This window comes from Pseudomonas oryzihabitans (assembly GCF_006384975.1).
Lineage (GTDB): Bacteria > Pseudomonadota > Gammaproteobacteria > Pseudomonadales > Pseudomonadaceae > Chryseomonas > Chryseomonas psychrotolerans_B.
Genome location: NZ_CP021645.1, coordinates 2,113,520 through 2,129,131, shown reverse-complemented (window position 1 = coordinate 2,129,131; position 15,612 = coordinate 2,113,520). Strand labels below are relative to the sequence as shown.

Below are 15,612 nucleotides of genomic sequence, written 5' to 3'. Positions count from 1 at the left end.
CAGGGTGACCGGACGCTAGATGATCAGACTCTGCGGGAGGAACGGGTGAAGGCCCGAGCGCAAGGATTTCCAGGACGAGGGCGAGCGGGTTGGCTGGCGGGGTTGCTCGTGGCCCTGTTGCTGACGGGCTGCTCGACCTCGGGCTCGCGGGCGCCGGTGGTCGAACGTGGCGATAGCCGCGGTGGCGTTCCCCAGGTCACCTCCGGTCAATATCGCGTCAAACGCGGCGACACCCTGTTTTCCATCGCTTCCCGCAATGGCTGGGAGTGGCGTGCCCTGGCGGCGCAAAATGGCCTCAGTGCGCCCTATGTCATCCACGTCGGCCAGGTGATCCGCTTTGGCAGCGGTTCCACGGCGACCGCCAGTAGTTCCAGCCGTATCATCCGGCGTCCGGCGACGGTCGCCACTGGCCCAGCGACGGGGCATCCGGTCGCGACGCCGGTGCCGACTTCACCCCCGGTCACCTCGAATCCCAGCGCCGCCACGCCGGTGGTGACCGCGAATCTGCCCGAGGCGCCCCCACCGACCCCGGTGACACCTGCCCAGACGCCCACCCGCGACGTGCCCCAATCGGCTGCCGGTTGGGCTTGGCCGACGAAAGGTACTTTGATCAGTCGCTTCTCCGCCAGCAGTACGCTGAACAAGGGAATAGACATCGCCGGGCAGGAAGGACAGCCCGTCATGGCCGCCGCCGACGGCACCGTGGTGTACGCGGGCAACGGTCTGAGGGGTTATGGAGAACTGGTTATCATCAAACACAGCGAAACCTACGTCAGTGCCTACGGTCACAACCGTAGGTTGCTGGTTCGGGAAGGTGAGCGTGTCAAGATAGGGCAGACGATTGCCGAGATGGGTTCGACCGGTACCGACAGGGTCAAGCTCCATTTCGAGATCCGCCGTCAGGGCAAACCGGTGGATCCCTTGCAGTTCCTGCCCAATCGCTGATTCGCTAGGCGCCGACTCGATCTCGCAATCCTTTGGGGGCGAGTCATGGCGCATCGGCAACGTATCGGTACGCCCTGGCTCGAAGCACAGACGAGCAAGGGTTACTCAAGATGATCCAGATTAAACAAGAAACCGAGTACGACCTCGGAGACGACGTTCTGCTTCTCGATTCCAACCGCATCGGTGAGGAATCTGCCGATACCGCCATGGGCAAGGCGCTGTCCGGGCGCGGCAATCAGGTCTTGCGCGGGGCGAAGCTGGCCGACTACGGCAAGGCACTCGACGCCACGCAACTCTATCTCAATGAAATCGGCTTCTCTCCGCTGCTCTCGCCAGCCGAAGAGGTGCATTTCGCGCGGCTGGCGCAACGCGGCGATCCCGCCGGGCGCAAGCGCATGATCGAAAGCAACCTGCGGCTGGTGGTAAAGATCGCGCGGCGCTACATCAACCGGGGCCTGTCACTGCTCGATCTGATCGAGGAGGGCAACCTCGGCTTGATCCGTGCGGTGGAGAAGTTCGATCCGGAACGTGGTTTCCGCTTCTCGACCTACGCCACTTGGTGGATTCGGCAGACCATCGAACGGGCGATCATGAATCAGACCCGTACCATCCGCCTGCCCATCCACGTGGTGAAGGAACTCAACCTGCACCTGCGCGCGGCGCGGGAGCTGACCCAGAAGCTCGATCATGAGCCTTCGCCGGAAGAGATCGCGGCGCTGCTGGAAAAGCCGGTAGCGGACGTGAAGCGGGTAATGGGCCTGAACGAGCGCATCAGCTCGGTCGACATGGTGCTCGGCCCCGATTCCGAGAAGACCCTGCTCGATACCCTCACCGATGACCGACCCACCGATCCTTGCGAGCTGCTGCAGGATTCCGATCTCAACCAGAGCATCGACCAGTGGCTGCTAGAGCTGCCGGAAAAGCAGCGGGAAGTGGTGGTTCGTCGCTTCGGGTTGCGCGGACACGAAGCCTGCACCCTGGAGGAGGTGGGGCAGGAAATAGGCCTGACTCGCGAGCGGGTCAGGCAGATCCAGGTCGAGGCGCTGAAGCGGTTACGAGAGATCTTCGAGCGTAACGGCCTGTCCAGCGATGCGCTGTTCTGACGCCACTAGCTGAACGCCAACCCAACGAAGCCCGGATTAATCCGGGCTTTTTTCTGCGTCGCACTGTAGGTCTCGGCTTACAGAGCGCGTAAGCGGGAGGCGCCGAGGATTGCCGGAAAGCCTCGATTGGTTTGCAGTGCCGATTTCAAGTGATTGTTACGTAAGGGATTTTTATTTCTGGCCTGGAGCTGGGCGGGCGGGTGCCGAGCGGCATGGCAGATTGCCAGTCTTCGGTACAAGAGTAGTATCGGCTCTGTGTTCAGGACGACACGGATCGGCAGGACGCGGATCGGGAACACCTCAGGACGAGGTTCACCAGGACGGTGGCAGGATTTCAGGGACAGGGACGAAGGGGGCGGAGCGATCCGCCCCCTTTTTTTTTATTGCCTGGATTTTTCAGGCGACGTCTAGCGTTCGAGCTGGGGGAGCTTGTTGGGCTTGCCATCCCACTCGGCGGCGTCGGGCAGGGCATCCTTCTTCTCAGTGATGTTCGGCCAGATGTTGGCCAGCTCACTGTTGAGCTCGATGAAGGCTTCCTGGCCGGCCGGTACCTCGTCTTCCGAGAAGATCGCCTGGGCCGGACACTCGGGCTCGCACAGGGCGCAGTCGATGCACTCGTCCGGGTGGATCACCAGGAAGTTGGGGCCTTCGTAGAAGCAGTCCACCGGGCAGACTTCCACGCAGTCGGTATATTTGCATTTGATGCAGTTGTCAGTGACGACGAAGGTCATCTGCTCATTCTCCTCAGGCTAAGGCGGCGAATTCTAGCAGCATTGCCAGGCCCCTCGTATCCGTTAACTCAGATACGCTTTTTCCATTCGTAGATAAGCTCCAGGGCCTTTCTGGGTGTGATGTCGTCTGGCTGCAAGCGTTCCAGTTCCTCGATAAGAGGATGGGTGGCGCTGGCGAACAGATCGGCCTGCAGCGGGCGGGTCTTGGGCGGTGCGCTCACCGCTGGCGCACCGGCGACTTCTCCGTTGAAACTGGCGGCTTCCAGGCGGGCGAGGTGCTCGCGGGCGCGCAGGATGACGTCCTCGGGCACACCGGCCAGCTGCGCCACGGCCAGGCCGTAGCTCTGGCTGGCCGGGCCGGGCAGCACATGGTGCAGGAAGACGATGCGATCGTTGTGCTCGGTGGCGTTGAGGTGGACGTTGGCCACCGTCGGCTGGCCTTCCGGCAGGACGGTCAGTTCGAAGTAGTGGGTGGCGAACAGCGTCCAGGCGCGCAGCCGCGCCAGTTGCTCGGCGGCGGCCCAGGCCAGCGACAGGCCGTCGAAGGTACTGGTGCCGCGGCCGACCTCATCCATCAGCACCAGGCTGTGTTCGCTGGCGTTGTGCAGGATGTTGGCGGTCTCGCTCATCTCCACCATGAAGGTGGAGCGGCCACCGGCCAGGTCGTCGCTGGAGCCGATGCGGGTGAAGATGCGATCCACCAGGGAGAGTTCGCAACTGGCCGCCGGGACGAAGCTGCCGACATGGGCCAGCAGCACGATCAAGGCGGTCTGGCGCATGTAGGTGGATTTACCGCCCATGTTCGGGCCGGTGATCACCAGCATGCGGGTGTCGTTGTCCAGGGTGACGTCGTTGGCGACGAAGGGCGTTTCCAGCACCTGCTCCACCACCGGATGGCGACCCTGGCCGATCTTCAGGCAGGGCTCCTCGACGAATCTTGGTTTGTTCAGGTCCAGATTGAGCGCCCGTTCGGCGAAGTTGGCCAGGACGTCCAGTTCGGCCAGGGCGGCGGCGCTGTCCTGCAGCGGTGCCAGGTGGCCGATGAGTTCGTCGAGCAGGGTTTCGTAGAGGGCCTTCTCCCGCGCCAGGGCGCGGCTTTGGGCGGACAGCGCCTTGTCTTCGAAAGCCTTGAGTTCCGGGGTGATGAAGCGTTCGGCGCCCTTAAGGGTCTGGCGGCGGATGTAGTCGGCCGGCGCCGACTCGGCCTGCTTGCTGGGGATCTCGATGAAGTAGCCGTGGACGCGGTTGTAGCCGACCTTGAGGCCCTGCAGGCCAGTGCGGGCCTTCTCGCGCGCCTCCAGGTCCATGAGGAACTGGCCGGCGTTCTCGCTGAGGGTCTGCAACTCGTCCAGCTCGGCGTCGTAGCCGCGCTTGATGACGCCGCCGTCGCGGATCACCGCGGGCGGGTTGTCGATGATGGCGCGCGCTAGGGTGGCGGCCAGCTCCGGATAGGTCTGGATGCTCTTGGCCAGGTCGAGCAGGTGGGGGGCGATCATCTGCGTCAGCCCCTCTTGCAGCGCCGGCAGCGCAGCCAGGGCATCGCGCAGGCGGGCGAGGTCGCGCGGACGGGCGTTGCGCAGGCCGATGCGGGCGAGGATGCGCTCCAGGTCGCCGATGTCCTTGAGTTGCGGCTGCAGTGCCTCGAAGCGATAGCTTTCCAGCAGGCAGGTGATGGCATCCTGGCGCGCTTCGATCACCGCGCGGTTGCGTAAGGGGCGATTCAACCAGCGGGTAAGCAAGCGGCTGCCCATGGCGGTCTGGCAACGGTCGACCACCGATTGCAGGGTGTTGTCGCGACCGCCGGCCAGGTTGACGTCCAGTTCCAGGTTGCGGCGGCTGGCGCCGTCGAGGATGACGGTGTCGTCCAGGCGCTCGTGCCGCAGGCTGCGCAGGTGCGGCAGGGCGGTGCGCTGGGTTTCCTTGGCGTAGGCCAGCAGGCAGCCGGCGGCGCCGATGGCCAGGCCCAGCTTGTCGCAACCGAAGCCCTTGAGGTCGCCGGTGCCGAATTGCTGGCACAGGCTCTTCAGCGCCGAATCGCAATCGAAGTCCCAGGGTGCCCGGCGGCGCACGCCGCGGCGCTTCTCGGCGGGCAGGCCGGCGGGCCAGTCGTCGGGGATCAGCAATTCGGCGGGGTTGAGGCGTTCCAGCTCCGCCAGTAGGGTTTCCCAGCCGGCCAGTTCCTGCACGGTGAAGCGGCCGCTGGCGATGTCCAGCACGGCCAGGCCGAACAGGCGCTCGTCGCCCAGCACGGCGGTCAGCAGGTTGTCGCGGCGCTCGTCGAGCAGGGCTTCGTCGCTGACGGTACCGGGGGTGATGATGCGCACCACCTGGCGTTCCACCGGGCCCTTGCTGGTGGCCGGATCGCCGATCTGCTCGCAGATCACCACCGACTCGCCGAGTTTGACCAGCTTAGCCAGGTAGCCTTCGGCGGAGTGGAAGGGGATGCCGGCCATGGGGATGGACTTGCCGGCCGAGGCGCCGCGGGCGGTCAGGGTGATGTCGAGTAACTTGGCCGCGCGCCGGGCGTCGTCGTAGAACAACTCGTAGAAATCGCCCATGCGATAGAACAGCAGTTGTTCGGGATGCTGATGCTTGATCTTGAGGTACTGCTGCATCATGGGCGTGTGCGCGGAGAGGTCGCTCATGCGGGTAGTCAGATCCGGTTGCCTGTTGGATAGCCGCGTATTGTCCAATAACTCACGGCTTTTGTCGGCCCCGGATCGTTCAGCCGGCGGGTCTCACGCGGGTGGTTGATTGTCGCGTTCGCCCAGGAGCAGGTCGATCTGGGCCAGGAGGCGTTCGAGGGTGAAGGGCTTGGCCAGCACCTCGATGCCCGCCAGGGCGGTGGATTCACCGGGTAGCTGGGCCTCGGCATAGCCGGTGATCAGCAGGATCTTGAGGTCCGGTCGCCGTTCTTTGGCCAGGGCTGCCAGCTGGCAGCCGCTCAGGCCGCCCGGCAGGCCGATGTCGGCGATCAGCAGGTCCAGTGGCGTAGCGGACTCCAGTACCCGCAGCGCGGTAGTGGCATCGGTCGCCTCCAGGGTCTGGATTCGGTGCTCGCGCAGGGCGTCATCCACCAGGGTGCGCACCATGGGTTCATCGTCCACCACCAGTACCGTCAGGCCGGCGGGATAACGCGCCAGCGCGGCCGGCCGTGGCGCGACGGGAAGGGATTCGACTTCGGCCAGGCGCGGCAAGTAGAGGGTGACGGTAGTGCCCGCTCCCGGCGTCGAGGCGATGTGGGTAAGGCCTCCGGATTGCTTGGCGAAGCCATAGATCATCGACAGGCCCAGGCCGGTGCCCATGCCGACCGGCTTGGTGGTGAAGAAGGGGTCGAAGGCACGGGCCAGCACCTCGGGGGCCATACCGGAACCGGTATCGACCACGGCCAGGGTCACGTAGTCGCCGGCGGGCAATTCGAGGGCCGCGGCCTGGTCGTCGTCCAGCCGCTGATTGGCCGTGACGATGCGCAGCATGCCGCCATCGGGCATGGCATCCCGCGCATTGATGCACAGGTTGAGCAGGGCGTTCTCCAGCTGATGCGGATCGCACAGGGTGATGTGCAGGTCCTCGGCCAGCTCGCTATGGATCTGGATGTGCGGGCCAACCGAGCGGCGGATGAGTTCTTCCATGCCGCGTACGAGGTCGTTGGTGCGGGTCGCCGTGGGGTCGAGCGCCTGGCGCCGGGAAAAGGCCAGCAGGCGATGAGTGAGGGCGGCGGCGCGTTCCGCGGCACCCTTGGCCGAACTGGCGTAGCGCTGCAGATCGGTGAAGCGCCCCTGTTCGAGACGCAGGGACAGCATGTCCAGGCTGCCGATGATTCCGGTCAGGAGGTTGTTGAAGTCGTGGGCGATGCCTCCGGTCAATTGGCCCACGGCTTCCATCTTCTGACTCTGGCGCAACTGCTCTTCGGCGTGTTGGAGCGCCGCCTGCTGCTCGCGAATGGCGGTGACTTCGCGCACGGTCGAGTAGATGAGCCCGTCCTGCAGCACCGAATTCCAGGACAGCCAGCGATAGCCGCCGTCGCGATGCCGATAGCGATTCTCGAAGCCGAACACCGGCTCGCCGGTCGCCAGTCGCGCTAGGGCGGCCTCGGTACTCGTCCGATCATCGGCATGGACGAAGGCCATGAAGGGCTCCCGGCGTAGCTGTTCTTCGGTCCAGCCCAGGGTACTGGTCCAGGCCGGGTTGAGGTCGAGCAACTGGCCTTCCAGACTCGCCGTGCAGATCAGATCCGGACTGGCTTGCCAGATGAGGTCGCGCTGGCGGGTGCGCAAGGTCACCTGCTCGCCCAGGTTGCCGGCGAAGCGGTAGAGGGATTCCAGGCTGCGGCGCTGGGCGACGCAGACCACCGCCATGACCACATTGACGAAGACGAACAGCGCGTGGGATACCCAGCGCTCGGAGAAGAGGGCGAAGTAGGCCGGCGCCTTGACGAATAGCGTCTCGGCCAGCAATACCGCCAGCAGCGTGGCGAAGATCCCCGGACCCAGGCCGAACCAGAAGGCTGTGGTCATGATGAAGGGGATGAACAGCAGGTAAGGCAGGCTGTCGATGCCCAGGCTCAGGCGGATGCCGGCCGCGAGCGCGATGAGCAGCGCCGCGCCCAGATAGCGCAAGGGGGCGGGAGCATCCCGCGGGGCCAGCTGCAGCAGCCGGCCGAGCAGGGTGGGGGTGGAGATGGACACTAAGGCTTAGACCTCGAGACGCCGGTCCGTCACGCTACTTGAAGAGGGCACGACGGAACAGTCAGGCGTCATGAGTTGATCAGGTGCCCTCATGGCGCTCGAACTCTTCCACCGCACGGACGACGTCCGCGTTGTCCCGGGCGGTGCTGCGGGCCTGGCGCTCGAAGGCCGAGGCCAGTTCGTCGACCAGTTGCAACAGCCGCGGGATGTCGCCGCTGCGCTCGGCGTCGGCAGCCTGTTCGCGCACGCGGTTGACGAAGGCGTGGGGATCGTCGAAGGCGGTCATGGTCGTTCTCCGTGGGGGTGATAGTGCTATGACCGCAAATGCCGGCCAAGACTCACTTCTGCCGCGTCCAGACCGCTGGATTGACCAGATTGGCCGGGCGTTGGCCGGAGAGGGCGGCCAGCAGGTTGTCTACCGCGCAGCGCGCCATGGCCTCGCGGGTTTCCCGCGTCGCCGAGCCCAGGTGTGGCGTGGGCACCACGTTGGGCAGTTGCAGCAGTGGCGAGTCCGCTGCCACGGGTTCGTGGTCGAAGACATCCAGGCCGGCACCGCGCAGGCGGCCCTCCTGCAGGGCCGCGATCAGGGCGGCTTCGTCGATCACCGGTCCGCGGGAGACGTTGATCAGGATGGCGTGGGCCGGCAACTGGGCGAGTTCGGCGGCGCCGAGCAGATGGTGGGTCTCGTCGCTCAGCGGTACCGTGACGCAGAGGAAGTCGCAGCTCGCCAGCAGCTCCGGCAGGGCCAGGAAGCGCGCCCCGTAGCGTTCGTCCACTTCCGGCTTGGCGGCATGGGCGGTGTAGTTCACCTGCATGCCGAAGCCCAGGTGGGCGCGCCGGGCGATGGCCTGGCCGATACGACCCATGCCGACCAGGCCGAGGGTCTTGCCATGGACGTCGCAGCCGAAGAGCTCCTCGCCGAGGCTGGCCTGCCACTGCCCCGCGCGGACCCAATCCGCCAGTTCGACGATGCGCCGCGCCGTGGCCAGCAGCAGGGCGAAGGCGGCATCGGCCACGCTTTCGGTGAGCACGTCCGGGGTGTTGCAGAGCAGGATGCCGCGGCGCTCCAGGTAGGGCAGGTCGTAGCTGTCGAAACCGACCGAGACGCTGGCGATGGCCTCCAGCTTCGGCGCCAGGTCCAGCAGCTCGGGGGGCAGCTTGAAGCTGGAGCCGAGCAGGCCCTGGGCCTCGGGCAGGCGCTCGCGCAGCCGGGCTTCGCCGCCGGGTGCCTTGACGTCGACGTACTCCAGGTCGAAGGCTTCTGCCAGCCGTGCGGTCAGGGCCGGGGAAAGGGCCTTGTAGTGGATCACCTTCTTTTTCATGGATGGGACTTCCTGTCAGTGACTGGGAGCGGCTTTGAGAGATGCGGCGACCGGCGCCGGCCCCTGGCGCAGCAGCAGGGTCAGCACCACCGCGACCAGCAGGGCGCCACCCATGAAGCCGAAGGAGGCCCCGGGTCCACCGGTCACGCCGTTGAGGTAGCCCACCAGATAGGAGCCGGCGAAGGAGCCCAGGGCGCCCATGCTGTTGATCAGCGCCATGGCGCCACCGGCGACGTTGCCGGGCAGAATCTCGGGGACGATGGCGAAGAAGGGGCCATAGGGGGCGTACATGCAGGCACCAGCGACCACCAGCAGCGCATAGGACCACCAGAAGTGCTGGCCGCCCAGGGCGAAGGAACCGAGGAAGGCCAGGGCGGCAATCAGCAGCGGCGGCCAGACGAACAGCTTGCGATTCTGCAGGCGATCAGATGCCCAGGACACGCCAACCATGGCCAGCACGGCGGCGAGGTAGGGCAGCGCCGACAGCCAGCCGGCCTGGACGATGTCCAGGTGGGCGCCCTGGCGCAGGATCGACGGCAGCCAGATGACGAAGCCGTAGACGCCGATGCTCCAGCAGAAGTATTGCAGCGAGAGCAGGATAACCTTGGGCGAGCGGAAGGCTTCGGCATAGTTCTTCACCGGCTTCATGCCCTGCTGCTCGGCCTTCAGGGCGGCCTCCAGGCGCGCCTTCTCCGCCTGATCGAGCCACTTGGCGTCCTTGGGGCGCTCGGCGGCCACGCGCCACCAGATGAAGGCCCAGATCACCGCCGGCAGGCCTTCGATGATGAACATCCAGCGCCAGTCCAAGGCATGGATCAGATAGCCCGAGACCACCGACATCCAGAGGATGGTCACCGGATTGCCGAGGATCAGGAAGGTGTTGGCCCGCGAGCGCTCCCGCTTGGTGAACCAGTGGCAGAGATAGACCAGCATCGCCGGCATCACCGCCGCCTCGACCACGCCCAGCAGGAAGCGAATGGCGATGAGCAAGGTGACGTTCGGCACCAGGCCGGTCAGGGTGGCGAGTCCGCCCCAGCCGATCAGGCTCCAGAAAATCAGCCGCTTGACGCTGCGCTTCTCGGCATAGATGGCGCCAGGCACCTGGAAAAAGAAATAGCCGAGAAAGAACAGCGCGCCCAGCAGCGACGACATGGCCGGGGTGATGCCCAGGTCGTCGGCCATGCCCGAGGCGGCGGCGAAACCGTAGTTGGCCCGGTCGAGGTAGGCCAGGCTGTAGGTGATGAAGACCACCGGCATCAGATACCACCAGCGGCGTGGAGCGAGAGGGGAAGCGTTCATGGGATCACCTGCTTGATTGTTCTTGTCGGGTGTCGAATTTCAGGTACGGATCACGGGAGTTCGTGGCGGCGGGGCAGGCCCTCCATGTCGCCGACCACCTGCACGGCGCGGGCACCGATCCAGTTGCCGCGGGCGACGGCGGCGGCCACGTCCAGGCCATCGAGCATGGCGCTGACGAAACCGGTGGCGAAGCCATCGCCGGCGCCGACGGTATCGACCACCTCGGCCACGGTGACACCGGGTACCTCGCCTTCCGCCGTGGCGGTGCGCCAGTAGCCGCCTTGCGGACCGAGCTTGATGGCTACCGCCTGGGCACCGCGGTCGAGGTAGAAGGCGGCGATGTCCGCCGGGCTGTCGTAGCCGGTCAGTAGCCGCCCTTCGGCCAGGCCGGGGAGGACCCAGTCGGCCAGGCCGGCGAGTTCATTGAGTTCGCGGCGCATCTGGTCTTCGCTGTCCCACAGCGAGGGGCGCAGATTGGGATCGAAGGAGATACTGCGCCCGGCGCCGCGCATGGCTTCCAGCAGATGGCGGCTGAAGGCCCTGACGCTGGGCGACAGCGCCGGCGGAATGCCGGTGGCGTGCAGATGGCGCGCCCTGAGCAGGCCGGTATCGAAATCCTCTTCGATATTGAGATGGCTGGCCGCCGAACCCCGGCGGAAGTATTCGACCACCGGATCGCTGCCGTCGGCGACCCGCGACTTGAGCTGGAAGCCGGTGGGGTGCCGGGGGTCGACCTTCAGCCGCGTGCAGTCCAGGCCCTCGGCTTCGAGAGTGGCGCGCACGAAGCGACCGAAGGAGTCGTTGCCGACCCGCGACAGCCAGGCGACCTTGAAACCCAGGCGGGAGAGGCCGATCGCCACATTGTTGTCGGCACCGGCGATGCGCTTGCCGAACTGGCCGACGCTGGCGAGATCACCGGGGGTTTCGGCCACGAACATGGCCATGGTTTCGCCAAAGGCGAGGATGTCGAATTCAGCCATGGCGGCGCTCCTCGTAGGCAGGTGCGTCCAGGGTACGCAGGGCAGCCACCTGGCGACGGGTCTCGGCCAGCAGATCGGTGCCCAGCAGGGGAAACTCGATGGCGCGCCGCAGGCCCACGGGGAAGTGCGCCAATAGACCCTGCCAGGCCAGCAGGTCGGCGGCCTCCGGCGGCACGGCGTGTAGCCCGCCCGCCCGCCGGCGCACCGCCTTGCAATGCAGGTAACGGACATCCGGGCCGAGCAGGCGGGCGGCCTGCAGCGGGTCCTCGTCCTGCCAGCGCCAGTTGCCGATGTCGAAGGTCAGCCCCACCGGCAATCCGGCCGCGCGGGCTGCCTGAATGAAGGCGCGCAGCGGCTCGACCCGGCCACCCTGGGCGGTCTGGTCGTTTTCCACCAATAGTTGCGGGCCGCTGTCGTCCAGCCACTCGGCCAGGGCGCGCAGATCGGTGGCAGGGCGATAGTGGCCGAGCGAGACCTTGAGGGTGTCGGCGCCCAGTTGGCGGGCGTCGGCGAGGGCCTGGGGCAGGCGCGGCGACAGGCCGGCGCCCGCTTCGGGCCAGAGTTCCAGCGGCACCGAATAGACGCAGCCGAGGTCCGCCGCCGCGATGGCGTCGCGCAGGGCCGCCAGATCGGGATCGGCGTTGAACAGCTCCGCACGGATCTCCACATGGGTGGCGCCCGCTGCGGCAATGAGGTCGAGCCAGGCGGCCTGGCCTTGGCTACGCACCGCGTCGGCACCAAAGGCCGAGGTGGTGATGGCGATCTCCGGTGGCATTGTTGTTCTCCTGAAACCGGTTTCATCAAAAGACGAGCAAAAGGGCGAAAGGTGCCCTCGATTACGAGCAGTTCCGGGCGCGAGTCGACTGACGGATACGCAACTCCGCGCTGAAGGTCTGTTGGGTCGGCGCACTACGGTCGCCCTCGATACGCTGTTGCAGCCGTTCGAAGGCGGCGACGCCCAGGGCGTGGGTGGGCTGGGCCAGGGCGCTGATGCCACCGCCGACCAGGGGGAACCAGTCCAGGTCGTCCAGCGCCAGCAAGCCGATCCGCTCGAACAGGGGTTCGCCCAGGGCTTGCAGTGCCAGGGTCGTCGCCAGGGTCGCCACGCCATTGGCGGTGAGCACGGCCTTGGGGCCAGGCCCGGGGCTGGCCAGGAAGCCGGCGAGCGCGGCCTGGAGCGCCTGGGGATCGTTGGCATCCGTGCAATGGGCGCCCTGGCAGCTGGGGTGCTCGACCAGCAGGGCTTCGAACGCGGTCAGGCGCTGGACGCGGGAGCTGGTGCCGTTGAGGGGTTCGCTCACCAGCAGCAGATCGCGATAGCCCTGCTGCTGCAGATGCGCGACCCCTGTGGCGATAGCCTGGTAGTTGTCCAGCCCGACCAGATCGGCCTCGATCCCTGGCAACTCACGATCCAGCAAGACCAGGGGTAGCCGGCTGCCCAGTTGGCGCAGATCGGCGGCGTGCTGGCCGAAGGTGTTCACGATCAGGCCTTCGATGCTGTAGGACTGCAGCGCGGCCAGTTGCTGGCGTTCCTGGCGGGCGTCCTGGTCGGTGTTGCAGATCAACAGCGAATAGCCCTGCTGGCGGCACGCCGTTTCCACGCCGTGCATCACCGCGGTGGAGTAGGGGTTGAGCATATCGGCCACCAGCATGCCGATCAGCCGGCTACGACCGCGCTTTAAGCCACGGGCCATCTGGTTGGGCTGGAAGTCTAGGGCGGTCACCGCTTGCTCGATACGGGCGGCGAGGGAGTCGGACAGCAGGCGGCGATCACCGCTGATATAGCGGGATACGCTGGCCTTGGACACGCCGGCGGCGGCGGCCACTTCGGCGATGGTCGCGCGGGAAGCGCGCAGGCCGGGAAGAAAGACATCGTTCATGGCGTACCGCTGTTAGGATTTTGTAGGTGCCTGAAACCGGTTTCAGTAAATCTTTTCTGCCGCTGGCCGGCAAGCCGGTCTAAGGTGCGTGCCGACCAGTGGTCGCCGCAGGAGGTGCCCTGCCGCGGTCACGTGCTATGTCCGCTTTTGCAAGAGAGGTGCTGATGGACGCCATCGATAGTCTCGCCACACGCCTGGGGGAAGCCCTGCAGGCGGCCGGTGCCCAGGTTACCACCGCCGAATCCTGTACCGGGGGCGGTATCGCCGAGGCGATCACCCGTATCGCGGGTAGCTCGGCCTGGTTCGAGGCCGGTTTCGTCACCTATTCCAATCGGCAGAAGACGCTGCAGCTCGACGTCCCCGCCGTCCTGTTCGATCAGGTCGGGGCGGTCAGCGAAGAGGTGGTGGTCGCCATGGCGCGCGGTGCCCAGCGCCGTGCCAATGCCCGCTTCGCGGTGGCGGTGAGCGGCATCGCCGGACCGGGTGGCGCGGTGCCTGGCAAGCCGGTAGGCACCGTCTGGCTTGCCTGGTTGGATGGCGAAAACCTGCGTACCGAACGGCAGGTTTTCGCCGGTGATCGGGCCGCCGTACGCCACCAGACCCAGGTCCGCGCCCTGCAGGGTGTTCTGGCGTTTCTGGACGAGGAAAAAGCCGCCCAGGTGTAGCAACCCGGTGGCGACTATGGTTTAATACTGTTCACTTATACAGGTATCCACGGCCGTCTGGCCCCTTCTTTCTCTGAGAGGAATCTAATGGACGACAACAAAAAGCGCGCCCTGGCCGCGGCCTTGGGACAGATCGAAAAGCAATTCGGCAAGGGCACCGTGATGCGCATGGGCGATCACGAGCGCCAGGCCATTCCAGCGATCTCCACCGGCTCCCTGGGGCTGGACATCGCGCTCGGCATCGGCGGCCTGCCCAAGGGCCGGATCGTCGAGATCTACGGTCCCGAATCCTCGGGTAAGACCACCCTGACCCTGTCGGTCATCGCCCAGGCCCAGAAGCAGGGCGCTACCTGCGCCTTCGTCGACGCCGAACACGCCCTGGACCCGGACTACGCCGGCAAGCTGGGCGTCAATGTCGACGATCTGCTGGTGTCCCAGCCGGACACCGGTGAACAGGCCCTGGAAATCACCGACATGCTGGTGCGCTCCAACGCGGTCGACGTCATCATCGTCGACTCCGTGGCAGCCCTGGTGCCCAAGGCGGAGATCGAAGGCGAGATGGGTGACATGCACGTGGGTCTGCAGGCGCGCCTGATGTCCCAGGCGCTGCGCAAGATCACCGGCAACATCAAGAACGCCAACTGCCTGGTGATCTTCATCAACCAGATCCGCATGAAGATCGGCGTGATGTTCGGCAACCCCGAGACCACCACCGGCGGTAACGCCCTGAAGTTCTACTCCTCGGTCCGTCTGGACATCCGCCGCATCGGCGCGGTGAAGGAAGGCGACGAGGTGATCGGTAGCGAAACCCGCGTCAAGGTGGTCAAGAACAAGGTGGCGCCGCCGTTCCGCCAGGCCGAGTTCCAGATTCTCTACGGCAAGGGTATCTACCTGAACGGCGAGATCATCGACCTGGGCGTACAGCTGGGCCTGATCGAGAAGTCCGGCGCCTGGTACAGCTACCAGGGCAGCAAGATCGGCCAGGGCAAGGGTAATGCCGCCAAGTTCCTGGAGGACAATTCCGAGGTCAAGGCTGCCGTGGACAAGGCTATCCGCGAGAAGCTGTTGAGCCAGCCGACCAATCAGAAAGCCGAAGTGGCTGTTGAAGAAGACGCCGACGTCGACTTCTGATCACGCTGCAGAGAGCTAAACGACCCCCGCCCCGTGCGGGGGTTTTTGCATAAGAACTTGTTCAAAGTCTCGCGAGCTAGCGACAAACAAGGCGGAAATAGCTGAGGAAGCGGAGTTTACGAGTGGTAAATGAGCATTCCGAAGCTATTTCCAACGCCGTTTGGCCGACGCGCAGCAGACTTTGAGCAGGTTCTAAGGGGAATTACCTTGGGCAATCCAATGGATACCACCGCCGCCATCCGCCTGGCCGCCATGGACCTGCTGGCGCGACGCGAGCACGGGCGTGAGGAGTTGTCGCGTAAGCTGCGTCGGCGCGGCGCCGAGGAGAGCCTGCTCGGCCCGGTGCTGGATCGCCTGGCCGAAGATGGCCTGCTCGATGAAAGCCGCTACCTGGACAGCTACATCGCCAGCCGGGCCCGAGCCGGCTATGGCCCCCTGCGTATCCGCGAGGAGTTGGGCCAGCGCGGCCTGAAGCGCGACCAGATAGAGGCCGCCTTGCGTGAGTCCGAGGTGGACTGGCAGGCGCAACTGGAAGAGGTCTGGCGCAAGAAGTTCGGTACACCACCAGCCGACGCCAAGGAGCGCGCCAAGCAGGGCCGCTTCCTGGCCTATCGCGGTTACGCCATGGATGGGATCAGTCGGGTGTTGAGCCGACGCTAGAGCGGGCGGTCGGGGCGTCGCTGTAGGCTGGTTGAGACAGATTCATCGTTGAAGCCCAACGGTGCCGGGCTGTTGGGCCTTGCTGCGCTCAGCGCCAACCTACGGTATGGAGAGATGGGCGTCCTGTAGGTTGGGTTGAGACGGTTTTATCGTCGAAGCCCAACACACCGTGCTCGGCTTGGAGACGTTGGGCCTCGCTCCGCTCAGT

Annotated in this window: 14 protein-coding genes; 5 read left to right on the top strand and 9 right to left on the bottom strand. The window is 65.7% G+C overall.

Annotation, left to right across the window (positions count from 1 at the left end; translation table 11 throughout):
• Window positions 1–102 precede the first annotated feature (102 nt).
• Both CCZ28_RS09415 and rpoS read left to right on the top strand, forming a co-directional pair.
• The gene (locus CCZ28_RS09415; protein ID WP_140217585.1) at window positions 103–945 is read left to right on the top strand and encodes a peptidoglycan DD-metalloendopeptidase family protein; all 843 of its coding nucleotides are present in this window, start codon (window positions 103–105) and stop codon (window positions 943–945) included.
• A 110-nt stretch (window positions 946–1,055) separates the two neighbouring features.
• Entirely contained in the window at window positions 1,056–2,048 is a 993-nt protein-coding gene (gene rpoS / locus CCZ28_RS09410) for an RNA polymerase sigma factor RpoS (protein WP_140217584.1), read from the top strand.
• Between the two features lie 407 nt (window positions 2,049–2,455).
• Here the strand turns inward: rpoS and fdxA are convergent, their stop codons facing one another.
• From fdxA to CCZ28_RS09365, 9 genes are all read right to left on the bottom strand, one after another.
• A complete protein-coding gene (gene fdxA, locus CCZ28_RS09405; RefSeq protein ID WP_007159459.1) occupies window positions 2,456–2,779 on the bottom strand; it encodes a ferredoxin FdxA in 324 nt (107 codons plus the stop codon).
• A 68-nt stretch (window positions 2,780–2,847) separates the two neighbouring features.
• Window positions 2,848–5,424 (bottom strand): DNA mismatch repair protein MutS, encoded by a 2,577-nt coding sequence (gene mutS / locus CCZ28_RS09400; RefSeq protein ID WP_140217583.1) that lies wholly within the window; start codon window positions 5,422–5,424, stop codon window positions 2,848–2,850.
• A gap of 93 nt (window positions 5,425–5,517) precedes the next feature.
• Window positions 5,518–7,467, bottom strand: a complete 1,950-nt coding sequence (locus CCZ28_RS09395) for an ATP-binding protein (protein ID WP_140217582.1) — start codon at window positions 7,465–7,467, stop codon at window positions 5,518–5,520.
• A gap of 79 nt (window positions 7,468–7,546) precedes the next feature.
• Window positions 7,547–7,753 carry a hypothetical protein gene (locus tag CCZ28_RS09390; protein ID WP_140217581.1) on the bottom strand — a complete coding sequence of 69 codons (207 nt, stop codon included), beginning with the start codon at window positions 7,751–7,753 and terminating at the stop codon, window positions 7,547–7,549.
• A 52-nt stretch (window positions 7,754–7,805) separates the two neighbouring features.
• A complete protein-coding gene (locus tag CCZ28_RS09385; protein WP_140217580.1) occupies window positions 7,806–8,789 on the bottom strand; it encodes a 2-hydroxyacid dehydrogenase in 984 nt (327 codons plus the stop codon).
• A 15-nt stretch (window positions 8,790–8,804) separates the two neighbouring features.
• Window positions 8,805–10,088, bottom strand: coding sequence for an MFS transporter (locus CCZ28_RS09380; RefSeq protein WP_140217579.1), 1,284 nt, complete (start codon window positions 10,086–10,088; stop codon window positions 8,805–8,807).
• Window positions 10,089–10,138: 50 nt separating this feature from the next.
• Window positions 10,139–11,068: a sugar kinase gene (locus CCZ28_RS09375; RefSeq protein WP_140217578.1), complete on the bottom strand. Its 930-nt coding sequence runs from the start codon at window positions 11,066–11,068 to the stop codon at window positions 10,139–10,141.
• Window positions 11,061–11,843, bottom strand: a complete 783-nt coding sequence (locus CCZ28_RS09370; RefSeq protein WP_140217577.1) for a sugar phosphate isomerase/epimerase family protein — start codon at window positions 11,841–11,843, stop codon at window positions 11,061–11,063. The genes CCZ28_RS09375 and CCZ28_RS09370 overlap by 8 nt, the downstream gene beginning before the upstream one ends.
• Before the next feature lie 61 nt (window positions 11,844–11,904).
• A complete protein-coding gene (locus tag CCZ28_RS09365) occupies window positions 11,905–12,948 on the bottom strand; it encodes a LacI family DNA-binding transcriptional regulator (protein ID WP_140217576.1) in 1,044 nt (347 codons plus the stop codon).
• 164 nt (window positions 12,949–13,112) lie between these two features.
• Between CCZ28_RS09365 and CCZ28_RS09360 the strand changes: the two genes are divergently transcribed.
• The 3 genes from CCZ28_RS09360 to recX all read left to right on the top strand — a co-directional run bounded on the left by CCZ28_RS09360 (window position 13,113) and on the right by recX (window position 15,404).
• The gene (locus CCZ28_RS09360) at window positions 13,113–13,613 is read left to right on the top strand and encodes a CinA family protein (protein WP_140217575.1); all 501 of its coding nucleotides are present in this window, start codon (window positions 13,113–13,115) and stop codon (window positions 13,611–13,613) included.
• 87 nt (window positions 13,614–13,700) lie between these two features.
• On the top strand, window positions 13,701–14,744 hold the full coding sequence (gene recA, locus CCZ28_RS09355) for a recombinase RecA (protein ID WP_140217574.1): 1,044 nt from the start codon (window positions 13,701–13,703) through the stop codon (window positions 14,742–14,744).
• 219 nt (window positions 14,745–14,963) lie between these two features.
• Window positions 14,964–15,404 (top strand): recombination regulator RecX, encoded by a 441-nt coding sequence (gene recX / locus CCZ28_RS09350; protein WP_437179198.1) that lies wholly within the window; start codon window positions 14,964–14,966, stop codon window positions 15,402–15,404.
• Window positions 15,405–15,612: the final 208 nt, after the last annotated feature.